At 66.2% G+C, this 25581-nt stretch carries 25 protein-coding genes and 1 pseudogene; 12 read left to right on the top strand and 14 right to left on the bottom strand.

What is annotated here, in order from left to right; all coding sequences use genetic code 11:
- Positions 1-897: 897 nt before the first annotated feature.
- Complete coding sequence (locus RM609_RS12840; protein ID WP_311610533.1) at positions 898-1179, bottom strand: hypothetical protein; 282 nt, start codon at positions 1177-1179, stop codon at positions 898-900.
- A 100-nt stretch (positions 1180-1279) separates the two neighbouring features.
- Here RM609_RS12840 and RM609_RS12835 point away from each other — a divergent pair, with 100 nt between their 5' ends.
- Both RM609_RS12835 and RM609_RS12830 read left to right on the top strand, forming a co-directional pair.
- On the top strand, positions 1280-1612 hold the full coding sequence (locus tag RM609_RS12835; RefSeq protein ID WP_311610532.1) for a hypothetical protein: 333 nt from the start codon (positions 1280-1282) through the stop codon (positions 1610-1612).
- 428 nt (positions 1613-2040) lie between these two features.
- Complete coding sequence (locus RM609_RS12830) at positions 2041-2574, top strand: hypothetical protein (RefSeq protein ID WP_311610531.1); 534 nt, start codon at positions 2041-2043, stop codon at positions 2572-2574.
- A gap of 956 nt (positions 2575-3530) precedes the next feature.
- Here the strand turns inward: RM609_RS12830 and RM609_RS12825 are convergent.
- Both RM609_RS12825 and RM609_RS12820 read right to left on the bottom strand, forming a co-directional pair.
- The gene (locus RM609_RS12825; protein ID WP_311610530.1) at positions 3531-4352 is read right to left on the bottom strand and encodes a recombinase family protein; all 822 of its coding nucleotides are present in this window, start codon (positions 4350-4352) and stop codon (positions 3531-3533) included.
- 168 nt (positions 4353-4520) lie between these two features.
- Positions 4521-4718, bottom strand: a complete 198-nt coding sequence (locus RM609_RS12820; protein WP_311610529.1) for a hypothetical protein — start codon at positions 4716-4718, stop codon at positions 4521-4523.
- A 240-nt stretch (positions 4719-4958) separates the two neighbouring features.
- On the opposite strand from RM609_RS12820, the gene RM609_RS12815 reads away from it, so the two are divergent.
- Both RM609_RS12815 and RM609_RS12810 read left to right on the top strand, forming a co-directional pair.
- Positions 4959-5126 carry a hypothetical protein gene (locus tag RM609_RS12815; protein ID WP_311610527.1) on the top strand — a complete coding sequence of 56 codons (168 nt, stop codon included), beginning with the start codon at positions 4959-4961 and terminating at the stop codon, positions 5124-5126.
- Between the two features lie 245 nt (positions 5127-5371).
- A complete protein-coding gene (locus RM609_RS12810; RefSeq protein WP_311610526.1) occupies positions 5372-5731 on the top strand; it encodes a hypothetical protein in 360 nt (119 codons plus the stop codon).
- Between the two features lie 102 nt (positions 5732-5833).
- Here the strand turns inward: RM609_RS12810 and RM609_RS12805 are convergent, their stop codons facing one another.
- The 5 genes from RM609_RS12805 to RM609_RS12785 form a co-directional block, all read right to left on the bottom strand.
- Complete coding sequence (locus tag RM609_RS12805) at positions 5834-6652, bottom strand: transposase (RefSeq protein WP_311610525.1); 819 nt, start codon at positions 6650-6652, stop codon at positions 5834-5836.
- 44 nt (positions 6653-6696) lie between these two features.
- A complete protein-coding gene (locus tag RM609_RS12800; protein ID WP_311610524.1) occupies positions 6697-7476 on the bottom strand; it encodes a hypothetical protein in 780 nt (259 codons plus the stop codon).
- 26 nt (positions 7477-7502) lie between these two features.
- Positions 7503-7676: a hypothetical protein gene (locus tag RM609_RS12795; RefSeq protein WP_311610523.1), complete on the bottom strand. Its 174-nt coding sequence runs from the start codon at positions 7674-7676 to the stop codon at positions 7503-7505.
- Between the two features lie 227 nt (positions 7677-7903).
- Complete coding sequence (locus RM609_RS12790; RefSeq protein ID WP_311610522.1) at positions 7904-11908, bottom strand: DNA cytosine methyltransferase; 4005 nt, start codon at positions 11906-11908, stop codon at positions 7904-7906.
- A 543-nt stretch (positions 11909-12451) separates the two neighbouring features.
- Positions 12452-12985, bottom strand: coding sequence for an endonuclease domain-containing protein (locus RM609_RS12785; protein WP_311610521.1), 534 nt, complete (start codon positions 12983-12985; stop codon positions 12452-12454).
- 148 nt (positions 12986-13133) lie between these two features.
- Here RM609_RS12785 and RM609_RS12780 point away from each other — a divergent pair, with 148 nt between their 5' ends.
- Positions 13134-13310 (top strand): hypothetical protein, encoded by a 177-nt coding sequence (locus tag RM609_RS12780; RefSeq protein WP_311610520.1) that lies wholly within the window; start codon positions 13134-13136, stop codon positions 13308-13310.
- A 128-nt stretch (positions 13311-13438) separates the two neighbouring features.
- Here RM609_RS12780 and RM609_RS12775 read toward each other — a convergent pair whose 3' ends face one another.
- The 4 genes from RM609_RS12775 to RM609_RS12760 all read right to left on the bottom strand — a co-directional run bounded on the left by RM609_RS12775 (position 13439) and on the right by RM609_RS12760 (position 16792).
- The gene (locus RM609_RS12775; protein ID WP_311610519.1) at positions 13439-15100 is read right to left on the bottom strand and encodes an AAA family ATPase; all 1662 of its coding nucleotides are present in this window, start codon (positions 15098-15100) and stop codon (positions 13439-13441) included.
- Entirely contained in the window at positions 15097-15930 is an 834-nt protein-coding gene (locus RM609_RS12770) for a bifunctional DNA primase/polymerase (RefSeq protein ID WP_311610518.1), read from the bottom strand. Before RM609_RS12770 ends, RM609_RS12775 begins: the two co-directional genes overlap by 4 nt.
- A gap of 61 nt (positions 15931-15991) precedes the next feature.
- On the bottom strand, positions 15992-16375 hold the full coding sequence (locus RM609_RS12765) for a hypothetical protein (protein ID WP_311610517.1): 384 nt from the start codon (positions 16373-16375) through the stop codon (positions 15992-15994).
- 108 nt (positions 16376-16483) lie between these two features.
- Positions 16484-16792 (bottom strand): helix-turn-helix domain-containing protein, encoded by a 309-nt coding sequence (locus tag RM609_RS12760; RefSeq protein WP_311610516.1) that lies wholly within the window; start codon positions 16790-16792, stop codon positions 16484-16486.
- Positions 16793-17462: 670 nt separating this feature from the next.
- Here RM609_RS12760 and RM609_RS34485 point away from each other — a divergent pair.
- Positions 17463-17738, top strand: coding sequence for a helix-turn-helix transcriptional regulator (locus RM609_RS34485; protein ID WP_369016235.1), 276 nt, complete (start codon positions 17463-17465; stop codon positions 17736-17738).
- Positions 17738-19030: a tyrosine-type recombinase/integrase gene (locus RM609_RS12755; protein ID WP_311610515.1), complete on the top strand. Its 1293-nt coding sequence runs from the start codon at positions 17738-17740 to the stop codon at positions 19028-19030. Before RM609_RS34485 ends, RM609_RS12755 begins: the two co-directional genes overlap by 1 nt.
- Before the next feature lie 375 nt (positions 19031-19405).
- On the opposite strand, the gene RM609_RS12750 is transcribed toward RM609_RS12755, so the two are convergent.
- Positions 19406-19684 carry a holin gene (locus RM609_RS12750; protein ID WP_311610514.1) on the bottom strand — a complete coding sequence of 93 codons (279 nt, stop codon included), beginning with the start codon at positions 19682-19684 and terminating at the stop codon, positions 19406-19408.
- A gap of 204 nt (positions 19685-19888) precedes the next feature.
- Here RM609_RS12750 and RM609_RS12745 point away from each other — a divergent pair, with 204 nt between their 5' ends.
- The 3 genes from RM609_RS12745 (at position 19889) to RM609_RS12735 (ending at position 24037) form a co-directional block, all read left to right on the top strand.
- Complete coding sequence (locus RM609_RS12745; protein ID WP_311610513.1) at positions 19889-21148, top strand: GAF domain-containing protein; 1260 nt, start codon at positions 19889-19891, stop codon at positions 21146-21148.
- 97 nt (positions 21149-21245) lie between these two features.
- Positions 21246-22769, top strand: coding sequence for an aldehyde dehydrogenase (adh, locus tag RM609_RS12740; protein WP_311610512.1), 1524 nt, complete (start codon positions 21246-21248; stop codon positions 22767-22769).
- Between the two features lie 452 nt (positions 22770-23221).
- Positions 23222-24037 (top strand): DUF4231 domain-containing protein, encoded by an 816-nt coding sequence (locus tag RM609_RS12735; RefSeq protein WP_311610511.1) that lies wholly within the window; start codon positions 23222-23224, stop codon positions 24035-24037.
- Between the two features lie 78 nt (positions 24038-24115).
- Here RM609_RS12735 and RM609_RS12730 read toward each other — a convergent pair.
- Positions 24116-24343, bottom strand: a pseudogene (locus tag RM609_RS12730) (site-specific integrase); the annotation flags it as partial.
- Between the two features lie 39 nt (positions 24344-24382).
- Between RM609_RS12730 and RM609_RS12725 the strand changes: the two are divergent.
- Complete coding sequence (locus tag RM609_RS12725) at positions 24383-24832, top strand: SLATT domain-containing protein (RefSeq protein WP_311610691.1); 450 nt, start codon at positions 24383-24385, stop codon at positions 24830-24832.
- Positions 24833-24942: 110 nt separating this feature from the next.
- Positions 24943-25413: a hypothetical protein gene (locus tag RM609_RS12720; protein ID WP_311610510.1), complete on the top strand. Its 471-nt coding sequence runs from the start codon at positions 24943-24945 to the stop codon at positions 25411-25413.
- Positions 25414-25581: the final 168 nt, after the last annotated feature.

Below are 25581 nucleotides of genomic sequence, written 5' to 3'. Positions count from 1 at the left end.
AGCCGGAACGTGGGCCGAGGATCACCTGAGCCCCGGCGGCGAATCGGTGGAGGCTGCGGCGGCCGGGAGAAGTCCACGACCGGGCGGGACGCCTGGAATGTACGTTCCTTCTCCTCCAGGAGGTCGAGGTAAGCGCGTTGAGCCTTGGGGGTGGAAACGTCTATGACCGGCTCTGTTCCGGGCCGATACCACCGGGGGAAGGGTGGTGTCCTCATCTTCAGCTCCCCGCCGGTCGCGAACGCGGCACACCGGCAGTGGGGTTGGCACCCCCGGCAGAGGTGTAGTACCCCACTGGCACCCGTGGCGGAGCCGAGGCCGTAACTGACCATCCCCTGGACGGCTCACTCCAACCTTGGCTCAGGCCCAGGACGTAGTAACTCAGCAATTCCGCACCGGCAGCGGTGTCCGCGTTCACGGGTCGAGAAGTCACCGGGCCCTCCCATTGAGCTTGTCTGCGCGCTCATGCCATGCCGGGTCAATCCCCGTCGTCACCGCCCGCCAGGGGCGTCGGTGACCATCGCGCACGATCCGGACGGCAGCCCAGTCGGTGATGGGCTCAACATCCCGGGAAAGGCTGCTCGACGGCAGCGCGACCCCGTACAGCTCGGTTCCGTCGCCCAGATGGAGGTCGGCAAGCACCGTCCTGACCCAGCGGTGCCCGTTGTGGGCGATATCCCCGCCCACTGCACGGAGAAGTACCGTGCCGCTGCGGATCTGCCACCACCGCACCCCGCTGGCCCAGTAGCAGCCGCTCGTCGGGAGAACGCGGGACTGGGTGGTCGGCTGGCCGTTGGAGAAGGAAGACGGCCCATACCGCTCGCGCAGCGTCTTGTACCTCGTGAACTCCCCCGCGGGTGCAGGCCCCGGTGGAGTCCGCGTGTAAAGGACTCTCACGGCTCAACGCCCCCGGGGTCGGCGAGCCGACGGGCCCGTCAGGCGCATTTCCGCGTCCGCAAAGACGTGGAAGGAAGCGCCCTGGTCCATGACGATCTCGGCCGCCAGGCCGTCGAACATGCCCTGGCCGTTGGCGCAGGAAGCGTTGCCCGGGTTCAGGCGCGCTTGAGCGTTCCGGTACCGGCCGATGGCCGCAAGATGGTAATCCCGGCGAATGTCGTGCAGGTTGGCGCCCCCTCCGATCGGATGGTCGGATACAGGGCGCACGTAAACGACGTCAGACATGAGAACTCCCGAATCGCATAGCAAATAGGTTCACCACTGATGGTGCGCCCCAAAATTTATGTGCCGATACTTGGAGAACCCACTACCCAGGGAGGACGGCATGAGGTGGAGAATTTCCGACACCAAGGTCGACACGCAGAAGAAGACTGTTCATCGCGAAGCAGGAGAGCAGGCTTCTCCGCTCGGGCCAGAGGCATACCGGCCGGTGTGGCAGCACCACGTCAATGGGTACGCGCCGGGCACCTTCATCAACGCCCCTGACCTTCACCCTGCGGTACAACAGATCCACCGGGGAACGCTCGGCAGCCAGTTCCGCGAGGCCGAGCCGTTTCACGAGGGCCTGGAGACCGGCTATCGTCCCGCGGGCTCACACTCACCGCAAAGCCGGAATCGCGGCCTCGAAGAGCACGTCTACGAGGAGAACTACCGCTGACAGCAGAAGCCTGCCCTTCGTAATCTGAAGGGGGCGGAGCGGGCGGGCTCCCTCGGCACACTTCCACGCGTCAGGCAGCAATAGGAAAGCTACGGCAGTGACGTCACCGCGGTAGCCGCCGAACATGTAGTTGGGGTTCGGCTCTCAGTCAGCCTGGCGGATAGGGTGGACGAGCTTCGCCCTCCGCAGCTTCTTCAAAGAGCGAACACTTTTTATCACCTCTCCCGCACCGGAGGCAACAGGGAACTTCCATTGCCGCGGTCTACACAGGCGACACCTCTTGACACAGAAGACGGTCGACCGCACATTCGATGAAAATCACCCAATCGAGTGACTCCGCCTCCGTCCGTCTCGACGCTAAGTCAGGTGGTAGGAGCATCCAGCCAGGAGCAAAACAGGTTCCGGGAGCGTATGACGAGGTGGAGACGATGGGTCTACTGAGCAAGGCAGCGACCTGCTTGACGGCAGGAATGTTGTGCCTGACCTTGGTTCCAGCCAATGCTAGTGGAACTGACCAGAAAGCCCACAATCAGCGCGGCTGCATGTACTTGAGAACGGAATACAGCATCTCCAAGAAATATAAGAAGTGGCACCATCCCGTGACGAAGGTATTCAGGGATGGCCCAGGCCCCCTAAGCGTCACTGGCAGCTCCTCCGAAAGCTACACGATTGGTGCCTCGGTGACAGTGGGGGGCGAAGAGGCGGTCAAGGCAGTGGTAGCGGAGGCCAAGATGAAAATCGACGTCAACGTGTCAGCGAGTAAGACCACTCAGATCGTCCACGGCGTAAGCGTTCCGGTCAGTCGTGGAAAGTACGGCCACATTCAATACGGCGTGTGGATGTATAGGACCGCCATGACCGAAGAAGTGATCTACGATAATTGCCCATCGAAGGTAAACCGAACCGGCCTGGCAAATCTTCCCTACGCGGTCGGTTGGCATCGCTGGGAAACCAACGACTAAACATCGGCTTCACTTCACGATTTCTGCGCCGAAGACGCGAATACCGCTGAGGTAGCTCGCGCGAACAAGCCAGAACCACCCGCCGGCCCAGTCGTTTAGGCTGTAACATTTACTCCCTAAGGGATGGAACGCCCAAGGACCACGCCCTACCGGACCGAGTGACTCACGCGGAGCCTTGCCACAGCTGAAGCCAGGGAGGTCAGCCACTACATCAGAAATCAACATCAGGCAGTGCCTTCATGTGCGTAATTCTCCGCAAAATGAAAACGCCCCCGGTGGCGACGGCTTTTTCGGGTTACAGCTCAGGCAGTGAGTGCCGCGGGGCGTGCGGCTACGAAAAATGTCATCCACTCACGAGTCTGGCGGCTCGGCCAACGGGAGGCCGGCGATTGCCTCGGTGGAAACCGTGGGAGCCTCCACCAGCTCGACAACGAGCGAGGGGGCGCGCTCCGTCATCGACACGCCTTCCCCGAAGACCTCCAACCGGCGCTCCAGGCGGCCTTGTCGGCGATCGGGCTGTTGGACTTCGGTTGACCGTGGCACAGACATACGTCCCGTCAGGGACGGGCTGGAGGACTTTCTGGGCGCGGCGCTTGAGCGCATCACCCCGGCGGGAGAGCTCCGCCCCCTCGGCGTAGTCGCGAGCGGCGTGCTCGATCTCCCGGAGGGAGGGAGCTATCTCCTCGGCGCCGGGAAGGGTCCTCCCACTGTGAGCACCCCTGGCGGGCGGAAGGGTGTCCATGCTGTGGACTGGAAAACGTGCTGTCAGGGGTAGGGGTGTCGATAGTAGCGACACCCTCAGCAGCACTGAAGGGGACCGTCACAGCGTGATGCCCCTTCGAGAAACCGCGGAGCGCGGTGGATGCCCAGGGGTGGAACTTCTTCTGTAGCGGTTGGGGTTCGTCTCGCGGGGCCGGACTCCTACCTCCGGCCTAGCGCATTATTCGTGCGATTTCTCAGCTGACCTTGCCGAGGACGCGCCGGGCCTTCTGGGCGCGCGCAGCCTCCTTCTTCTGCTGCCGGATGCGGGCGGCGGACTCGGCGGAGCGCTGCCGGTAGTCGTCATCCAGGAGGCGTGCGACGGTAGCAGGCTGCCAGTCGTCCAGGCCACGCTTCGTCTTGTAGCCCTCCTCTTTGAGCTTGGCGCCGATGGCTCGGAAGCTCATGGGCTTGCCGTTCTCGTCGAGCTGGGCGCGCAGTTCCTGGGCGCGGACTCGGCCGGCCTGCTCTCCGTCGACTTCGCCCAGCTCCTTCTTCGTGCTGGTCTCCCAGCCGTAGCGGGGGGCGCCGTAGGCGTAGCCGCCTTTCTCGGCTTTGGTCTTGCGGCCGTTACGGAGGCGCTTGGAGATGAGGCCACGTTCGAGCTGTGCCGCCGCGCCCATCACCTGACGGACGAAGGTGCGCATAGGGTCATCGGGGTCGTCCTGCAAGACCTCGCCGCCGTCGGCAGTGAAGGCCCGGCCGCCGAGGGACCAGATCACGGCCAGGATCGCCTCTTGGGTCGTCAGCTCGCGTGCCAGCCGGTCCATATTGGGGAAGAGGAGGCCGTCCACCCGCCCCTCGGCCAGCAGCTCCAGGGCGTTGGTCAGTTCTTCCCGTTCATCCTCGGTGCCGGAAATTGCCTTGTCTTCCAGGATGTCCACCAGGCGATGCCCTGTCAGCTTCGCCCACCTCTTGACGTCTTTGCGCTGCGCGGGCAGGCCATAAGCGTCAATCTGCCCTTTGGTACTGACGCGAAGCAGGGCGATAAGCCGAAGGCGCTCCGTCGGCTGCGTCAATGTGAGCCCCCTCACTCGCTCGGGCCAAAATGCCGTATCGATATTTGTCATAGATGATACAGCACAGGTCAGAGAGCTATCGCCCTTTTTAGGATAGTCTGCCCCCTGTCTCTGGCAATCAACTTCATGCAACTGCGCGAGATGTGGGCTCCAGTCGGACGCGGGCGCCTACATCTCGTTCATGCGAACCGGCATCGGCAACCCGTAGTGATGGGCCAGCCACTCCACCGCACCGTTCTGGTCCGACCGTCCGACCTCCACCGCCGTTCCCTCGTGGTCGGTGACGGTGTAATTGCTCGTGCCGATGCCGGCTCTCTGAAAGACGAGCGTGCCGCCGATCGAGTCGAAGCCTTCGAAGGTGACCACGTACGAGAACCCTCCTAAAGGCCATCTCGTAACTGTTTGATGGACTTGGTGTCGCAGGAGGCTCTGACGGTGTCCGGCAGGCGTCGAGGGCGGAGGGTACCGCGGCGACCGGCGAATCGTTTCCGCTTCTTCCCGTTCGGGTGAGTGGCGCATGTCCGGTCATCGGTTTGGGCAATCGGTGGGCGACTCGATCTACGCCGAGTCGGGCGCCAACCCTCCTTCTTCGAAAGGCACATCGCCATGCGTCGCATCGCTGCCGTACTCCTGGGAACCGTCGCGCTCCTCGGCGTCCTCGCCACACCCGCCTCCGCAGACGTCGGCGGCACCGCTGGCGCGCTCGTTGCTACGCTCCAGGACACGGTCACGGGAGTTGAGACCTCCCTCGGCAACCTCACCAGCGGCCTGTAGACCGGCCCGGCACGGGACATCCCTGGTTCCCTTGCCCGTGCCGTGACGTCTTGTGGCGACCGTCCTGCCCTCGCGGTGGGGCGGTCGTCCTGTTGGAGGGGGATGGCACCTGGCCAGGGGCGATCCGAACAGGGCGTGGACACATGTCCGCCATCCCGGTTCGGGTGAAGCGGCGATTGGCCGGAAACTGCGCTGGGCAGTCCGGAGGTGTCTGAGCACGTCCCTGCCACGTGAGGACCCCCGCCTTGGCCCGTCTACGCGTCATCGCCACCGCTGCCGTCTCCGCCCTGGCACTGCTTCTCGCCACTCCGGGCTCCGCCTCCGCCGTTGCGAGCGGACAGTTCAACTACGAGTACACCGATGTGAACACTCATGAGGTGGACGACTCTCAACTGCTCAACCCGGCAACCAACACCTGCATCACTGTCCCGGAAGTAGCCAGCGGAGCAGCCAAGTTCGCGTTTTCGCCCCAAAACCTCACCGACACGGTGCTCTGGGTCTACTCCAAGAAGTACTGCGGCGGCGACAAGCAGATCATCAGCCAGAAGGCCAAAGGACCAAAGACCCTGCACTTCCTCTCCTTCAATTTCCCTACCAACGAATGACCCCAGTGCCCTTGGTGTGGCCCCGGCCGGGACCACACCAAGGGCCGTCGCTCACGGGTGGGTCCTGACCGAATACGGACAGGACACCTGTCAACGACGCAGTCACACCACGGCCGGACGGTTCCCCGCCCGCACCACCGGCCAGCCGGCCAAGGCGAGGTTGTGCATGCGAGCGACTCCGCTGACGGCCCAGTAGACGCCGTCGCCTTTCAGGCGGCAGTCGCGGAGAATCTTCCAGTTCTTCATCCGGGCGAAGACGTGCTCGACCCGGGCCCGCACCCGGCGGTGGGATGCGTTGTGCTCTTCCTTCCACGGCTCCAGCCGTTCCTGCCCGGCCTGGCGGCGGTGCGGGATGAGCAGCCCGGTTCCCCGGTAGCCGCCATCGGCGATGACGGTCGCGTTCCCGCAGGCCGCCTTGATACCGGAGTCGGCGAAGGCGATGCAGTCGTTGTGGTTGCCGGGCATCGGGCGGCCGACCGCGAGCACGAGCTTGGTCTCCGCCTTGATCAGTACCTGCACGTTCGTCGAGTAGCGGTGGTTCTTCGAGGAAGCGGCGACCGACCGGTCCCGCGTGGGCACCAGCGTGCCGTCCACGACGAGCACGTCATCGCTGCCCGGCCTGTGCCTGGCGGGTGCGAGGGTCATCAGCGGGCCGTGCCGTTTGATGATCCGGCCGACCGCCGCCGTAGAGATCCCGAACAGCGGGGCGAGCTGGGGCATGGACAGGTTCGTGCGGCAATACACCGCCACCAGCAGGACCCGGTCCTTCAGCGACAGCGACCACGGGCGGCCCGGCCGGCCAGGATCCAAGGCCCGCCCGCCAGCCCGCTGGACAGCCTTGACCAGCCGCTGGAACTGCCGTGGGCGTAGCCCGGTGAACACCTCGACGAACTCAGGACACTGAGCGGAGAGCACGTGCACGACCAGACCAACGCGGGTCGATCTACATGGTTACGAGAAGATCTTTAGCTCGCCCGTGTGGAAAACCCCCGCGTGGGTCTGCGGCTTGCTGGCCGCGGCACTCTTACGACGATGCAGTGCCGGTCTTTCGTCACGACCTCCAGGCCGGCCGCCTCCAGGTGAACGAGGTACTTCGCCATGGCGATGTCCCAGCACTGCCCTGCCCCTCCACGAGGGCGGGTGATGGCCGTTCCCTGCTGCCGCGTGACCATGACGTCCCACATCTCCGGTCCGACGTGGAAGCCGTCGCGCCCGCCGTACGCCTCCTCGAACCGCTCGGCCAGGATCTCGCGCACGCGCCGGATATCCCACCGCTCCGAGCCCGGCTGCGGCTCCTCCTCCCCGGCCTCCCCGAAGAGCCCGAGCTGACCCGGCACCGGATCGACCGGAGACCAGAGCGCCGGTTCTTCGACGTCGTTCTCCTCGAACTCCTCTTCCTCCAGCGCCAGCCCCTCGGCCGGGTCGGACCCTTTCGGGAAAACCCACAGCGCGGCCCCGTAGGGCGTCCGCCGTACCGGGTAGCCCGCACTCGCGAGCACCTGGGCGCACGCGCGCAGATCTTCGGGCAGCCCTTCGCCGGCCGCGATCTCGCCCCCACACCAGATCACCGCGACGCGGTGGATACCTTCCTCGCCCTGGGCCTTGAACCCCTCGGTCTTGGCGGTGCCGTCGCTACGGAGTTCCGCCCGCAGAATGCCCGCCTTCCCCAGCACCCGCGAGACCGCGCCCGCCGTGAGACCCGTACGGCGCTTCGCGCGCTGGGCCTCGATGCGGGCAGCTTTCACGCATTCCGGCGCTGTGCATGCCATCTTCACGCCCTTGTGGTGCGCTTGACGCGCTTCAGCAGGTCGCCCGGGCTCTCCCCCCGGTTCCCCTGCATCCATTCGCCCGTGCCGACACGGAAGAACGGCGGTCCGTACTTCATGGGGGCGGGCCGTATCTCGATCTCGCGACCCTCGTACGCGCACGTCTTGTTCGTCGTCATCTGCTTCCCGATCGCTGGAGCGGCGGCCACAAGACCGGTTGCCCGACTTGGCCGACGTGCCGCCCCCGAATTCGTCCCCGAAAAATCGCAGCGCTCTGCGCCAAGGCAGTGCTGTTTCTGTTCCGTCCCCGCGCGACCTCGGCCGGCCGTGCCTCGCAGGATTTCCAAGTAGTGCTCGGGAGGGCCGGGACGGCGGCGCCTGCCGCCCCAGCCCCCGCGCCTGCCCCCTACTGCCGCATCGCCTCTTGCCACCCCTCCACCCAGCCTTCGCCGAAGGCGACCGCCGTTCCCACGGTCCACGCCGCAGCACTGGCCCAGGCCGTATGCCACCATGCCGCCCGGGGCACCCCGGCCCCCACCACCTCCTCCTCCGGCTCCCATACGACGCTGGACGTCAGCTCTTCCCGGACGGCCGCCGCCTCCCGGCGCAGCTCCAGCAACTCCGCCGCCCTCATGTCCTGGGCGACCTCGGCGACGACGCGTTCCGCCTCGGCGACGGCCAGGGCGGCAACCTCCGCGCCCCAGCTCTCCACGTCCGCGCGCAGCTCTTCGAGCTCCCGCTTCAGCTCCTCGAAGCGGTCCGGCTCGGGCTCCGGCTCAGGGGCAACCTCCTCCTGGCGCTCCTCCTCGGCCGCCTGGCGCTCCTGGGCGCGTACGCGGTCGGCAAGCTCCAGAATCCCGGTGACTTGGTCCGCCTCACGGGCGCGCTGCTCACTCAGGCGCGCAGCAAGGGCCATGATCCTGGCGACGGCCGCGCGGTCGCCCTCCGCCTCCCGGCGCTCCTCGTCGTTCTCCTCGGGCTCCTGGGGCTCCGGCTCGGGCTGGGGCTGGGGCTCCGGCCGCTGCTCCCCGGCCGCGATCCTCCATGCTGCCGCGCGCTGTTCGCGGGAGACGGGGGCGATGCCCTGCGGTTGCTCCTCCTCGTCGCCCTCCTGGCCATCGCCCTCGAACTCAGGGTCAGCGGTGGCCTCCAGCGGTTTCCAGTCGGACCCCACGTGCTTCTCCAGGAGCTCCGCCATCGTCGGCCGCTGCTGCTCCGGCTGGGGCATGGCTACGCCAGGAACGGCGCCCCCGTCGTCCTCCCACACCTGCTCGTGCTCGTGCATGCCGTGAACGTCGGGGTAGAGCTCCGCGAGGTACTGGCGCAGCACGGGAAGCCACGGGATGCCCTGAGCGGCGCCGAGCAGCGCGAGGGCTGCCACGGGGGCAATGACGTCGCCGAATTGCTGACAGATGGCCGTACGGGAGCCCTGAGCGGGGAAGCCGCGCGGCATGGTCACCAGGGCGGCAACCTGTTCGAGGGTGAAGCGTCCGCCGCGCTCCCCGAGGTCCCAGGAACGCACCTTGCTGGTAATGGCCGTGCACGCTTCGCCCGTGATGGTGAAGGCGTTGCCGCCGGACGTCTTGCGATTGCCCCGGGTCCAGACAGTGGTTCCCTCAGGGAGTCCCGTTGCCTGCGCCGCGCCCGTGGCCAAGCCAGGCGCCTCCATGGACATGACGCCACCGTCGCGGCGTGCGTACAGCAGCGCGCGCACGCGGTGCGAGGGACCGCCGTAGTCGGCCGCGTCGGCAACCTTCCACTCCGCGATGCTCCAGCCGAGAAGCTGGAAATCGGCGACGACTTCCCCGCGTATCTCCTCGGGAAGCTTCGAGCTCTGCTCAACAGCCACCCACTCCAGCGGTGCCCCTGCGGCTTCCAGGCCCAGGGTCCAGACGGCAATCTCCAGCATCAGACCGCCGGTCTCGCCCGAGTACCCGTCCAAGTCCCGCCGGACGTCGAACCAGGAACGGCCGTTGGGCAGGCGCCGCCCCATCTCCTTGCCGAAGTCGGGGTGATCCCCGCCGCAGAGCGGCATAACCCCCGCCGCGTACCGCGCGCAGTCCCACGCCTCCCCAAGAATGTCGATGTTCTCGGCGAGCCGCCCCAACCTCTTCCCGGCGTCCGTGTAGTCGATGCACGGGGGCGTCACGATCAGCCCGTGCACGTCACGGAAGACAGGGTCCGAGGGGTCGAGGGTGGTCACGTCCGCGTGAATGGCGGTACAGCCCGCGGCGCGCTGTGTGGCGGCGCAGCGCGCATCGCTGTCCACACAGATCATGTCCACGTCGTCCCGCAGCAGCCTCCGCAGGGCCACGCATGCCCCGCCGGGGCCGCAGAAGAGATTCAGGACTCGCTTACGGTCGCCCTCCTGCCACCGCGTCAGCCACGGTCGCAGCTCGGGGTAGACGGCCGCCGCGTGGGATTCCTCCGGCTGCGGCTCAGGCTGCGGTGCGTCCGGGTCATAGCACGCGCACGGAGATTCCTCGCAGTCCTCGCATGCCTGCGGCTCCGGCTCCGGCGCTGCTGCGCCCCTGGCGACGGCATCCGCGAGGATCGCGCGCTTCATGGCCGGGCGTCCCTGGACTCCGGCGGCAATCTCCACACCGGTCCCGAAGTGCTTGATGAAATACACCCCGGCCAGCATGGATATCCCATAGGCATGGCCGAGGATTTCGGCCCGCTCCCGGCCCCTCTCGCCACTGAACGCGATATCGCCCACCTTCGGCTTCGCTGACACCTTCGGGGACTGTTCCTTCGGCTTCCGCACCTGCTCCGGCTCATTTTCCTGGGCAGGCACTTTCACAGGCTTCAAGTCGGCGGCCGGAACGGCGCTCGTGGTGATCTCGCCATCCCAAGCGACCCGCACCGGCGTCCCACCCATCTCGACCGATCGCACACACCCCTGACGTCCGTCCACGATCACCCGGTCACCCGGAGCCCAAAGGACTCGCTTCGGAGTCTCTGCGGAGCGCCCGGGTGCGTTGTCGGGTGTCTCCTCCCCCGGGGAAAACTCTCCCTTGCCTGCCAGCCGCTCCAGCACCCGCTTCCGGCGCTCCTCCTCCAGGGCGCGACGATGGCTACGCACGATGTTTTTGATTTCCTGCCAGTAGCCAACACCGACGCATTCCGAGCCGTCCCATTTCACGGCGTATTTGAATCCGGCTACTTCCACGCGGTACAACTCATTACGGCACGGCCAGTTCCAGCCGCGCTCTTTGTCCCCGCCCATCGGGGTTTGGGCGCCCCACACACCCGAGTCGCCCAGCGACGGCAACGCCACGTCCAGCGGAAATTCAAGGCGGTATCGCCGCTGCCCCCGCGCCTGCTCACTCCGCCACTTCTCCCATGCCGCTATCGCCTGGTTGCGTTCCAGCGTATGACGCCGTGTCGCAGCTACGCGCTTTGCGCGCCCGACGCTACTGAGCTTCTTCCCGGAGCAACAGAGCCGGAATCCGAGACAGTCAGCGCAGAGCGGTTTGCCCGGAAGTGTGTCGAATTCCGGAATGACGTAGAGAGGGCATTCGTTCTCGCCCTCACACCTGGGGCAAATCCCGGAGTGGTCGTATTCCGGCGAGAAAAACTCCCGGTACTTCTCCGAATAAACGCGCTCCGCCGCCTCCTTATCCACCACCCTCGCATAGGAAACCGTGCGCCTCACTGCCTCACCCAGGCTCTCCGCCTGCCCGAGCGTGGCAATCGGCTTCTCACCGTGGAATATCCGTGATTCGAAGAGCGGCTGGCGGGTGCGGTCGTGCCACGTCAGCTTGACAGTGAATTCCAAGCCGTCTACCGAAATCGTGCGATGTGGGTAATAGCGCACCGTGCCAAAAATGGCCACCTGCTCATCGGAGATAGCGACCGGCATTCGACGTGAGACCTTCTCGAACCCCCGCCCCTCCCACAGCGTGTACGGCTTGGGAGGCTCAGGAATCCGCGCACCCGGAGTCTGCGGAATTTCCTCGAACGCCAATTGCTCGGGAATCTCTCCCCGGAGAGAGCGCGCTGCCGCGCCATTGATCTTGTACCCGCCTAGCCGGTCACGCTCCATGAGGTGACATTCGCCGGTCACGCCGGAGCGGTCCGTGACGACCCACCAATTTGCATAGCCCGGTCCCGCGCTCCACACCGAACCAGAAACCGGTGCGTCGGCACCGCAGGGGGTCCACTCGATCCAGTCACCCGGGGCGAAAGCCTCGCGCTCTTTCATGGGCGCATCCGGCGACTTGGGCAGCCGCATCTTCCGTGCACGGTGAGCGGTGGACGGCCGGAATTTCGGGGCACCCTTTTCCTGTTTCTCTACCCCTGCAACAAGCTTTGCGCGCTGCTCGGCGTACGCCTCGACTGCGTCCGGGCGCGCGTCATCGGGAACGGTGCGCAGCGTGAAGCGCAAGCGCTTGTCGGCACTTTCCAAGACTTCATGACCGTCTTGATTTTGTGCAGAGCTCTCCCCGGGAGATTTTGCCATTTTCGAGAAACCCCTATCGCCGAATGTCGCACTGGCGCCGGGTACCAAACCGGCGCGCCCGGATGGGCAGGTCTCCATTTTATCGAAAAGGGCCGCAGAATAGCAGGGCACTAGGCCCAGAAACAAAAAAGGGGGCGTGGTAAATACTACGTCCAGGATTCGAGACATTCAGGGAATTCGCTTGACATTTAGAGAACGCCCAGGGTGCACCCATTCGATGCGGGACGCCCGAATAAGACGCCCCCACCCTTAATGCCCGAATTCTCCGGCCTGTGCCCCTGATCGCCCACACACGAAAGCCCAGTTCAGGCGAAAGCAGTGTCAGCCGGCCGAGCAGTGCCCAACTCCCAGAGGCGGCGCCGTAAGCCTACGTGCTAGTCTCCCGCCAGGGAATCCCAGTGTCGCACTGAATTTCCTTGGGGCGCCGGGTACCAACCCTCCTTCGGGAGCGGCCGGCGCCCTTTCTCCTTTTCTCGCGTCTCCGTGCTCCTACTCCTCCGAGTGGCGGCCGAAAAACGCATCAGCGATCGTGTCCCACTCCATAGCGCCCGGCCCCGGCATGTACCGATCGTCCCGGCCGACGATGACCTCGGCCTCGGGCCGACGAGCAGGCGGGTTCAGGAGGTAGCCGTTGAACAGGGGGCTGTCCCGCATCTGCTCGGGCAGCCGTTCGTAGGCCGGCAGACGCTTCACGTTGCACTCGGGGCACAGAATGCCGCGCACGCAGCACCTTTTAGAGCCGGTCTTGATCGTGCAGCAGCGGTGATCGTGGTCGATGTGCCAGGTCCGCTCAGTCCCGGAGAGAGCTTCCGGCTCGCACTCCCCGCACAGTGCGCATCGGAACTCCTGGACGCGGAAGATCGCGTTGTACCCGGCTATGGACAGGCCGTAGTTCCAGACGCGCCGTTGGGTCACTGCACACCCGCGACAGCGCTGATCATCGCGCCCCGGGGTCTTGCTCGGGAGCCACTCCCCGCACAGCCCACACAGGGCCTGATCCTCGTCCCAGCTGAGATCCCACATGGCCACGAAACCTACCGCTGGCCACTGACAGCCCCGGGCTAACAACCTTGGGACCAGGCAAAGTTGGAGCTCCTGCCGCATCCTGGCCTCATGAGGTGTCGCTGATGGAGTATCCCCGCGCCCGGTCTGCTCCCGCCCCGTGGTGCTCGTGCCCACGCGCCGGCCGGGATACGGGGCCCTGCACGACCACAAGCGCGAGCGCCGGTCGCTGATCCTGTGTCCCGGCTCCGAATCCCATGTCGCCCTCGCGCAGGCAACCGCGTGGCAGCTGGAGCTCGCCGAGGCGCCCGCGGAGGGCCAGGAAGGGCCCATGACACTCTTCTGAGCCCCTGTCCGCGCCTCTGGGCTCCCGGACTGGACAGCGGGCCTCGTGGACGCGGTAAACGAAGACGTAGCCCTCGGCGTCGTGAAACTTGTGCTCGGTGCGCCAGCGGCAGCAGCGCCGACGGCGCTTCACCGGCTCTTCTCGGCCGCACGGGCGAAGTGAGCGTGGATGGCCTTGGAGGTGATGCGCTCTCCGGTCTCCTCGGTGAAGTGATCGGCGATCTTCTGGTTGCTCATGCCGCCATGCTTCATCCGCGCGGCCTCCTCCCACTGCTGGGGCGTCAGCTTCGAGGGGCGCCCTTTGTGTTTCTTCGTTCCGGCCGGCTGAGACTTGGGCGGTTCCTGGCTCTCTGGCTTGGCCGTGGCGACGTTCGGCAAGCCGTCAGGCAGGGTCCAGGGCTCACGCGGTGCGCCGGAGGCGGGGAGGGCAAGTTTCTCGTCCTCCCGCTTCCCCGAAGGGTGCGAAGGGAGCGAAGGGAGCGGCACACAGGAGTCTGCTCCCTTCGTCGCTCCCTTCGCGAACTCGGTGCCCTGATCCTCGGCAATGGGCTCGGTGAGGTACCACACCCACCCGCCGCTGAAGGCGCCTTGGGTCTTTCCGGACTTGATCCCAGCCCGGCGTTTGGCCCGCTTGAGCTGATCGACGGAGGCCCCAAGGGTCTTCGCGATGCGGGGCATGTCGCTGGACGGAATCTCGCGGAACTCGCCGACTCCGTTCTCTACGAAATGCTCGTGCAGCACGCTGGCCAGGTCTTCGGTCTCTTCGCGCTCCTCCGCGGTCTGGCGCGGTGCGGTCAGGGCGTCGTCGGCTGATACCTCCGACTCGCCGTCAACGACGACGAGGCCGACGTCCACCGGGATACCGTCGTCGGTGTCCACCAGCACCGAGTCGAAGTGATAGGCCATGTCCGGGGCCTTCTGCGGCGCGTAGCTATTCTTTTTCTGGCTGACGACGTAGGAACCCTCTTCCACCTCGGCGAAGACGAAGCCCACCCGCGCACAGTCGCTGTAGGAATGGGCCCCCGACATGCGGCCGGCCGCATCCTCGCCGTGGCGGCGGTTGAGGTGCATGACGCTGATCAGGGAGGAGTCGGTGCGTTCGACAACGGGCTGGAAGGCGTCGAAGACGCTGCGGATGGCCTGCGGGTCGTTGTGCTTGATGCCATTTCCAAGGCACGACATGACGGGGTCGAGCAGGGTGAATGAGATCTCGTGCGCGGCCAGGAACTCCTCCAACGAATCAGCGTCAAAAGGGAACTGCGGTACGAGGTCGTCACGCTCGGGTGTGCGAGCCGCGATCTTGAACACGCGATCGAGGTCGGCCTTCGCGGCGATCAGACGGGGCTTGACGATGTGCTCGTAGGAGTCCTCCGCGCAGAAGACGGCCGCGTTGCGGGGCTCGCCCTCGAAGACGCCGGGCAGCGTGCCAAGAGTCAGGGGCGCAACCACCTGCTGAAGGAAGTACGTGGTCTTGCCGATTCCGCCAGGTCCAGCGACGTACCCGGCTTCTCCGAGAGGGATGAACTTATGGCCGTTCTCCTCCCACAGCCACATCTTGGCCCGTGTGCGGAAGGTGCTGAACGGGACGCCGTAGATCTGCCGGAGGAAAGGCGGTTCTTCCTCGCCCTGCGCCCTGTCCCCCGAAGAGTGCACATCACCGTGTGCTGCTCCCTTTGCGCTCTTCGCTCCCTTCGGGAAAAGTTTGTTGTCGCCGCCCGGTGCGATCAGTAAACCGTCCCCGGCGATCTGCCGGACCACCGCACGAGCCCTGTCGTTGGCATCGAGGCTCACCGTTCCGTCCCCATCCTGCGGAAGGCCGAGGAAATCGTCGCGTCGGCCTCGCGTTCGTCCAGCCCGGTCATGAGCGCCGCCGCGAGCAGTGCCGCACGGGCAGCGTTGGTGTCGTAGAAGCCCAGCAGGATCTCCTCCGCAGCACGGGATGCGGCCCAGTGCAACCGGTTGTTGCGCTCGCCCTCTACGGCCTCCAGGACATTCGCGACCAGCGGCACGAGAGCCCCCGCCCCGCTCGCGATTCCCGGCCTCACCCTGGCCGGCCGAGGCACAGGCGTCAGTACTTGCACCAAGACCGGCGGCATGGGGGCGATGGGAACGTTCCAGTTCTCCGCCTCGTACAGGGCGCCGGATTCGTGGCGGGAGCCGGGGCCGACGAGATAACCGCCGTCGCCCTTGATTCCCCGGACGTCGATGTTCTTCGGGAGCCTGCCGGTGTAGTTGCCTAGTTCCACGTCCGGCACCCTGTAGTAGAGATGGCGGCCCTTGGCCGTGGTGATGGTGAAGGTGGGCGCCCAGATGCCGGGGAACGCCTCCTCGGCTTCCTCGAAGGCCCCCGCGCGGTCGATGTCGATCCCGATAACGTCGGACCGCTTCATGGCCACACCGATGTTGTGGAGGCCGCTGCCGAACCACTTCTTCAGCATCGCAGGATTCCGCGTCGCCTCGGCTGGCCATGCCGGGCAGGCCGGTGCCTTGCCTCGGTAGGTGACAGGAAAGACGTACAGGCCGTAGTCGTTGACGCAACGTTGGCCAGCATCATGAATACGGCGGCGCTCGTCCGCACGATTAATGGCATAGGGCGGTTCTTGGTAGCCTGAATTCAACATCGTGATTCCGTTCGCTGGAAGTCTGGTGAAGGCTCCCGGGGTTGCCAGCCCGGGAGCCTTGCTATGTCCGGGACCGAATCCGGGGCCCCGGCGGCAGCCGGTGAGGAAGCGGCGCCCACTGGTGACCATGACCTTGCATCCGCTCGAAGCGCCCCACGCTCCACCCTCCTTGAGGCAGTGACGCGAACTGGCGGATGTGGTGGGCCAGGTGGACGCGGTGGACACCCAGCTCCTCCACCTTCGCTGCGCCGTCGAGACCGCGGACGCGGATGTCGAGCCGGGCACGCCGGCCGGGCACGAAGCCGAGCCTCTGCACAGCCACCAGACGCCCCTCCAGGCGGCGGGGATTGAGCCGGGGTACCGCGCCGTCGCCGAAGTCCGGGAGGGTGCCGGGACGGGCCGTCAGGCGCGCTATGAGCTGCGCATGGGTAAGTACGTCGGTCACCGGCAAGGCAGTGTCAACGGTCGTACCGGGATTGATCATTTCGCTTCTCTCTTTCCGCCTCGCCCCGGTGCCAGTCGGGGGTCTGGCATCTCTGAGCCCGTCCGGGTTTCAGTTCGCGGTCAGGACGGCCAGAGCACGCTTACGGCGCTCCCCGTCGAGGTGAGCCAGCGCGGCGAACAGCTCGGCGTCCGGGTCGGAGGGCTCGCACAGCTCGGCGAAGTCGACTTCGAGGGCGGCGGCGAGGCGGTGCACGATTCGTACACTGGGGGTGCGCTCGCCGGTCGCGTAGGCGCGAACCGACTGTCCGGCCCGCTCAACGGCGGCTCCGAGTTCCGTGTAGGACAGCCCGCGCTCGTGAATCAGGCGGTAGAGCCGGGCGGGCGAGAAGGTGGGCGCGGTGAAGGGCGCAAGGGACACAGTGTCCTCCGGGTCGTCGTGGTCTGACTGACTCCAGGGTGAACACCGCGATTTTCCGAGTGGTAATACCTGAGTGCGTCTGTGTTGTCGGCAGTCATTACAGCTCAGGCCCCGCAAGGGTCGGGGCTCCCTAAACCACCCGTCCGGAGCAGCAGGAAAGTGGCGGCACCAGGGGGCGAGATCGCCAATAAATCGCCTATGCCCGCTGAATGGCTGGAAGTTGTGGTGTCACACCTGGTCAAAAAATCGTGGTGAAACGTGCCCCGTTCAGCTTCTTCAGCAGGGCTTGATTAGGCCTGATCCTGTGCGTGCGCCTTCGGGCGCCTCCCTGTACCTCTGCGCCCCTGGGTTGAACCATGCCTCGAATCAAGAAGCCCGCACCGCCCGGTGACGTCTTCCTGACGCCGGCCGAGACTGCACGCCGGATCGGCATCGCGGTGGACACGCTTTGGAACTGGTCGGCTGTCGGGAAAGGGCCGCGGCGCTACAACATGTCGCCAGACTTCGCCGGCTGTGTGCGTCACGGCGAGCGCGAGATGGATGCCTTCACCGACGAGTCTTCCTGGACTGCTTTCGTGTCAAGTCCACCTGAGTCCCCGTCTGCTGCTGCCGTAGCCCGAGATCCCGAGGGTGTGGCAGGATCTACGAACTGCACCTCGGTGGGCGCGTGATGAGTCCGGTGGACCGCTACCTCACCCCGCGCGAGGTGGCCGACATCCTGGGCGTCACGCCCAAGACGCTGGGTAACTGGCGCGTCCTCGGCAAGGGACCTCGCTGGGTTCTCCTCGGCAAGCTCCACGGCCCGGTGCGATACCCCGCTTCCGCTGTGACCGCGTACATGGCTACGCGCGATTCCAGAAGCTCCCACGATGTCGGCTCAGCACCCGTACAGGATGCTCCGGCGCGTCGACGTCGATTGAAGCGTCCGCGAATCCAGGGGATTTGATGGCTAAAGCATGGGTCGAGGACCTATGGCACAAGAAGACTGGCGCGCCGTCGGAGCGTTGCCGACAGCACAAGTCGCCAAAGCCCTACCGGTCGAGCGTGCACGGGCAGGGTGCCCGTTGGCAGGTGCGGGGCTACGACGATGAGGGCGGGCGCCTGCCGAAGGAGAACTATGAGGCGTACGAGGACGCAGCCACCCGCGCGGAGAATCTGAGCGGGAATGTCCGCTCCGGCAAGCATCGACAGGAACAGACCGGACGTATCACGCTGGAGCGGTATATCTGGGACGTGTACTGGCCCAACGTCCAGCTGCCGCCCGGCCAGCGCGAGCGGAAGGAGCAGCTGATCCGCTCGTGCATCCTCGCGTATCCGATCGGGCACCTGGAGCTGGCCGGCATTGGCCCGGAAGAGCTCAATGCGTGGAAGACGGCGCTGCGGTCTCAGGTGGGAGTCAATTCGGTCCGCAGAAGCTGGTACGCCTTGTCAAAGGTCCTGCAAGGGGCGTTCGAAGCTGGGCGGATCGACCGGAACCCGTGCCGCGGTCTGGACTCGGCGAGGCCGCCCAAGGAACCGCCGTCAAACAAGCATGCCTGGTCCAGCCAGCGTGTGCGGGAGGTGCGGCAGGCGCTGCCGCCCAGGTGGCGTGTCACGGACGATCTAGGGTTCGGCGGGGGCCTTCGCCAGGGCGAGGCGTTCGGGGTGAGCCCCGAAGACTTCGACTTCGAGACCGGGCACCTGAGCGTGGTCCGGCAGCTCCAGAGCTACTCGGGGAGAATGTGGTTCAAGCTGCCGAAGGAAGACAAGACGCGGCGTTTCCCGATTCCTGCGGCGCTGTGCCGGAGCGTCAAGGACCACATGGAGCAGTTCCCGCCGGTCAAAGTGACGCTGCCATGGGTGCGCAGTGAAGACCCAGAGGTGCCGTGGGACGAGCTCCCTCGGGTGACCGTCGAGCTGCTGGTCGTCACCGCCTATGGCAACCCAGTGACAGCCAGGGAATGGAACAGAGACGTGTGGAAGCCGTCGCTGGAGCAGGCCGGGGTCCTCAAGCGCCTGTACCGGGAAGACGGCACGCCGCGCAAGGCGTGGGAGGACCCCGAGGGTGGCAACACCTACCACGTCCTGCGTGACACGTTCGCCTCAGTGCACCTGGCCGCTGGTGAGACTCCGGCGACAGTGGCCGCATGGATGGGTGACACGGTCGAGACGGTCTACCGGTATTACGCGCACTGGATCCGGGAGCTCAGCGGCGCCGGATTGCGGACGATGGACCAGTGGCTCGGTTCACCATCATGAAACCCCGCGTCTGACCAGCTAGCATCAGGGTTGGATTTATCCCCACGGCGTAAGAGGAGCAGCCGGCTGTGCGTATGCACCCCGGCGCCCATGTGCCCGCCATGTGCCCGACTGGCGCAGTGACGAGGGCGGCCGCCTGCAAGAAGGCGAGCCGCCCCGTACCGTCCGCCCGGCGGTACGGGTCGGCGGGCCGCCAGGCTCGGGGGGAATGACCGGCGGCACCGGTCCCGTCGCGCCAGTGGGACTCGCGTTCTCGAGTCAACCGCGCGGACGGCCCGGGCGGGAGCGTGTGCGAGGGGGTGGCGCGGGTGCGCCGCGCACACCCCGTGTGAAATGCCGGCTTCCGCGAGACTTCGGCGGCCGCGGCGTCCCGCGCTACCGACCGCCGGCGGGGGTGCCCGCCGACCCCGTCGCCGACCCGCCACCCGCCTTGTCACGCTCGGGCAGCCAGGCGGCACTGTCCTTGTCCCCGAAACGGCTGCCGATCGCGCCCTTGATCACGGAGAGCGCGGCGGGGAGCGCGGCGACGGCCGCGGCCTTGAGCGCGGAGATGCTGGTGAGGTCGAAACCATCGGCGATGATGATGCCGAGGAAGGTGGTCACATAGGCGGCGAGGGTTCGCTCGGCTATGTCGAGAAATACCTTACGGTTCACTGTGTTTCCGTTTCGGGAGTTCCTGATGTACATGCGGAGGCGATGGCGGGGGCCGGCGTCACCACTGTGACGTGTCCACCGCAACTCTCCGCTGTCCGTGTCCTACCCACCGACCCGTCGGCGCAGCCCTCTTCCGCTCGGCGTTCGCCGCGCCCCCGCCCGGCGGTATGGTCACGGAGGCGGCCGACCTCCGGGAGGGTCCACGTGGTCAACCCCTGGCTGGCGATGGTGTCCGGCGCCGACCCCGCCGAGCGGAGCCGGGCGATGGGCGGCGCGCACTCGGCGTTCGTCTCGGACGGGGTGGTGAGCCCCCGGGTCCGGGCGGTCGTCGCGGATTCGTGGCGGCGCTCGGCGGCCGTGCTGCCCGGTCCGGAGTTCATGGCTCCGGTGGAGCTGACCGACGACGACCTGGACCGCTACCGGCGCGCGCACCCGCTGGCGCGCGTGATGCCGCTCCTGCGCGAACTGCTCGGCACCATCGCGGACGACGGCGCCCACCTGCTCGCGGTCTGCGACGCGGCGGGCCGGATGCTGTGGGTGGAGGGGCACGCGGGGGTGCGGAGGGGCGCCGAGCGGATGAACTTCGTACCGGGCGCCCGCTGGGACGAGCGCCACGCCGGCACCAACGCCCCGGGCACGGCCCTCGCCCTGGACCACGCCGTGCAGATCTTCGCCACCGAGCACTACAACCGCCTGGTCCAGCCGTGGACGTGCGCCGCGGCCCCCATCCACGACCCGGTGACCGGACGGCTGCTGGGCGCGGTGGACATCACCGGCGGCGACCACCTGGCCGGCCCGCACAGCCTGGCCCTGGTCCAGGCGACGGCCCGCGCGGCGGAGGCGCAGTTGGCATCCAGCCCTGCCGGAGGGCAGCCCGCATTGTCGGTCCTGGGCCGGGACGAAGCCCTGCTGGTGACCGACGGGCGCCGATTACGCCTGAGCAGACGACACAGCGAGATCCTGGCCCTGCTGGCGGCCCACCCCGCCGGCCTGACCGGCGACCAGCTCTCCCTGGCCCTCTACGGGGAGCGCCCGGTGCCGCCGGTGACCCTGCGCGCGGAACTGTCCCGGCTGCGGCGGCTGGTGGGCGGGCTGCTGCACTCGCGCCCGTACCGGCTGAGCGTCCCCGTGGAGACGGACGCGGCGGAAGTGGAACGAGCGCTGACGGCAGGCGACCTGTGCGCCGCGCTACGGGCCTACGCCGGCCCGCTGCTCCCCTTGTCCGAGGCGCCGGGGATACAGCGGCTGCGCCGCCTCCTGGAGGGCAGACTGCGCAGGGCAGTACTGAGTGGCGGCGACGCGGGGGCGCTCCAGCTGTGGGCGGACAGCGCGTGGGGCGAGGAGGACTTGGAGGTCTGGGAGCGCCTGCTGGCCGCGCTCCCCGAGGACGCGGCACACCGGGGTCCGGTGGCGGCGAGGGCGGGACGACTACGGGCAACGTTCGCGCAACGTGGCCGCGGCTAGCGTCGCGTGACGCACAGGACGTGCAGGACATGCACGCGAGGCGCACCCCGAACCACCCCGGAACGCACGACGAACCCCACCCACCCGAAGGGCCGCCATGACCCGCTACGCCACCCCTGGTTCCCCGGACGCGATCGTCACCTACCGCCCACGGTACGACCACTGGATCGGCGGCGAGTACGTACCGCCCAAGCAGGGCGGGTACTTCGAGAACCCGTCACCGGTCGACGGCCGCCCCTTCACGGAGATCGCGCGGGGCACGGCCGAGGACGTGGAACGCGCCCTGGACGCCGCCCACGCCGCGGCCCCGGCATGGGGCCGCACCTCCCCCGCGGAACGGGCCCTCGTCCTGAACCGCATAGCGGACCGCATGGAGCGGAATCTCGAAATCCTGGCCGTCGCCGAGACCTGGGACAACGGAAAACCGATCCGCGAGACCCTGGCCGCCGACATCCCCCTGGCGATAGACCACTTCCGCTATTTCGCGGGCGCGATACGGGCCCAGGAAGGCAGCCTCTCCGAACTCGACGAGGACTCCGTCGCCTACCACTTCCACGAGCCGCTGGGCGTGGTCGCCCAGATCATCCCCTGGAACTTCCCGATCCTGATGGCCGCCTGGAAGCTGGCCCCGGCGCTGGCGGCGGGCAACGCGGTCGTCCTCAAGCCGGCGGAGCAGACCCCGGCGTCGATCCACGTCTGGCTGGACCTGGTGGCGGACCTGCTCCCCCCGGGGGTGGTCAACATAGTCAACGGCTTCGGCGTGGAAGCGGGCAAACCCCTGGCCTCCAGCCCTCGCGTAGCCAAAATCGCCTTCACCGGCGAAACGACAACAGGCCGCCTGATCATGCAGTACGCCTCGGAGAACCTGAAGCCGGTCACCCTCGAACTCGGCGGCAAGAGCCCGAACATCTTCTTCGACGACGTCTCCGCCGCCGACGACGACTTCCTCGACAAGGCCCTCGAAGGCTTCACGATGTTCGCCCTCAACCAGGGCGAGGTCTGCACCTGCCCCTCCCGCGCCCTCGTCCAGCGCGGCCACTACGCCACGTTCCTGGAAGCGGCCAAGGCCCGCACCGAGGCGATCGTCCCCGGCCACCCCCTGGACACCGACACCATGATCGGCGCCCAGGCCTCCAACGACCAGTTGGAGAAGATCCTCTCCTACCTCGACATCGGCAAGCAGGAAGGCGCCCGCATCCTGACGGGCGGCACCCGAGCCGACCTGGGCGGCGAACTCGCGGGCGGCTACTACGTCCAGCCCACCATCCTCGAGGGCCACAACCGCATGCGCGTCTTCCAGGAGGAGATCTTCGGCCCGGTCGTCGCCGTCACGTCCTTCACCGACTTCGACGACGCCATGTCCCTCGCCAACGACACCCTCTACGGCCTAGGCGCCGGCGTCTGGACCCGCAACGGCACCACCGCCTACCGCGCCGGCCGCACCATCCAGGCCGGCCGCGTCTGGACCAACTGCTACCACACCTACCCGGCCCACGCCGCCTTCGGAGGCTACAAGCAGTCGGGGATCGGGAGGGAGGGGCACAAGATGATGCTGGAGCACTATCAGCAGACGAAGAATCTTCTGGTGAGCTACTCGCCGAAGAAGCTGGGCTTCTTCTAGGACGAAGAAAAGGGCCTCCGATCTGCGGCGAACCAGGCTGGAGGCCCGCTAACTGCATGTACGGCCACAGGGTGGCGATTCGGGGCCTTTACGAGGAATAGGCCACCCTGTCCCACGCCAGCCCCAGGGCCGATCAGTGGTTCCGGGCCAGTCACGGGCCAACCCCGGCCGCCCAGCCTACGGTTGACACCCCCAATCTACGGCCGGCCACGAGTAGGAACCTGGAGAGATCCAAGCGATTGCCCCCGAAGGAGCCGCCTCACCTGGATGATGGTGATCTCTTCAGCTTGAGCCACCCAGGGACACGGCATGCCATCTCTCCTCTGCGGCAGACCCCGACGATCGGCCTGCCGACATCGACGGGGCTGCGGTGCCCAACGCAGCAGACCAACAAATCTCCCTGTTTGGTTTGAGTCGATACCGTTCCAGACGCCGATCGCCAGGAAACCGCAATGTCAACACATCCAGGACCAGTCGAGCAGCTACTTGAATTCAAAGAAGAGATCCTGAAAGCCCAGGAGGCAATACGGGTTCGAAAACTACAGCTTCGCCTGATTCGCCTTTTCACGATCACATCGATCACCGGAACCCTTTCAATCTACGTGGCGACAGCATCCACATGGCGCTCAGTAGACATGAGGCCCTACAACACGATCGCGGCCCCCTTGTCCGTCGCCTCGATCGCCATTCTGCTCTTCCTGTTGGATCGGGAAAGCTCACGACCAGATCGCGAGAAGCAGGCGGTTCAACGACTAGAGTTGGACCTGGAACTCGCCGAGGAGCGCAGACGTCTCTATGCCTCCCAAGTAGGGCTCTCCCTCAATCAACGGCAGTACGCCTACAAGGAAGACATCGCTGGCGGCCTGCAAGCCTACAGGCGGCAGAGCTCCCATTATCGGAGAGTCCACAACGCCTTCCAGGCAGTCATCATCATCGGCTCGTACGCCACCACGGCAGCAGCCAGCTTTGCCGACACCCCTGCCCCATGGAAGTGGATCACAGTCGGGATCAGCTTCTCCGTCGGCACAGCAGCAGGGTTCACGGGCTACTACAAGTACCGAGAGAGGGGCTACTACCTGCAAAAGACAGCCGATGACATTGAGCATCAGGAGAACGCCTTCGACCTGGGGATCTACCCGTACGACGGGGACAACGAGGATGACAACCTCGCCCGGCTTGCTCGGGAGGTAGAGGCACTCCGAGTTGAACAGAAGAGGCGCGAGCAAGAACTCGACCAGCCACACGAAGGCCGTCAAGACAGCGCATAGATAGTCGAATATTGAGAACAATCGGCCCCTCGTTGCGAATGCCCTGACTCCCCGCCTGCCGGAGTCAGGGCATCAGCGCTACCGGCTTACCCACTCCCTCATAGCCGTTGCGATCCGCTGGTTGGCTCTCTCCTGGCCTGCCGCAAGCACCTTGGCGTAGACGCGAAACAGGACCTCAATGCTCTGGCCAGCCCGGCGGGCGCACTCGGCCGGGTCCACGCCGGAGTGAAGCCAGAAGGAGATGCCCGCGTGACATAGGTCGTACGGGCGTTTGGCAACAAGAGAGACTTGCTCTTCCTTGGAGAGATCGTCGACGTCTCATCCGGACCGGACGTAAACGAGGCCATGGAACGGTGCCGAGCAAGCTCCAGGGAAACGCGGATTGCCACCTATAAGGCCAACCGACTGACGGAGCAAGTCGACTGGTACTCCCGCATGGCTCATGCACGCGACAAACAGTCGCGCGTATGGCGAAGAGCAGCGCTGGCAGGCGAGCTGATCGGCGTTACAACTGGAGTTCTCAAGGCATACAGCGCCCTGCCTCTTGAAATATCCGGAGTGGTCAGCGCGGCAGTTGCCGGCATCACCGCATGGTTCCAGGCCCATCGCCTGGACACAGAAGCAGCCGCCTATAGTCTGACTGCACGCGAGATCAGACACATCCTCTCCCTGCTTGATGAATCGGCTTCTGAAACCCAATGGGCAAAGTTCGTCGACCAAGCCGAAGCTGCGATTTCACGCGAGCACACAATGTGGGCCTCAGGCCGAACAGGCAGAGTAGGGCTAGCGGATTGATCCGCTGCTGTCGCCTAATCCGAGGCCCACGCGATGCATTCAGCTAGCCACGCACGCACGACGCCCCAACATGCCGCTCACCAGCCCAAACCAACCCGAAGGAGAAACCTGTGACACCGCCTGTTCCCGAGTGTCTCTCGCCTTTACGGTGGCGCTGGATTCTGCTGACCACCCAGCATCGCGAGGTGCGGTTCCTGTACTGGCCGCCGCGGCAGCCGACTGGGCACCGAGACCTCCGAATGTTCGACCGAGATGGGTACGACATCGGCCGTCTGCTGTGGGTGGTGTGCGGTGCCTGTCGTGTCGGGAGTATCAACAAGATTTCCATCGACCCTGGCCATCAGCGCCATGGCCTCGGGCAGCGCCTGATCCGCAGGGCGCTCACCGATGGCCCCGGCTACAGCTGGCAGACCACGGGGCAATCCCCGGAGGCCAAAAAGTTCTTCCCTGCCCTGGAGAGAGAGACGGGCATCGCGTTCCGCGAGCACGGCGGAGTGTGCGAACACCTCGCCTCACCGCCCGGTTATCAGACGCTCCTGTCCGGCCGCCGGCCTCGCCCGATCCTGGAGCGCGACGTCTGATCGAGCGAACTCCAGGACACAGCAGCCGACCTGCACGACCAAGATCCGGACCATGCGCGGACCAGTGAACGGCGCAGAACCATTGTCAGCTGCTACTCCGCAGGTCAGATGGGCAACCAGCCGCGCACCCCAGGCAGACGAAGAACCTCTTGGTGAGCTACTCACCGA

The sequence above is a fragment of the Streptomyces hesseae genome (assembly GCF_031845785.1).
GTDB lineage: Bacteria > Actinomycetota > Actinomycetes > Streptomycetales > Streptomycetaceae > Streptomyces > Streptomyces hesseae.
This window is presented reverse-complemented; position numbering and strand designations above follow the sequence as displayed.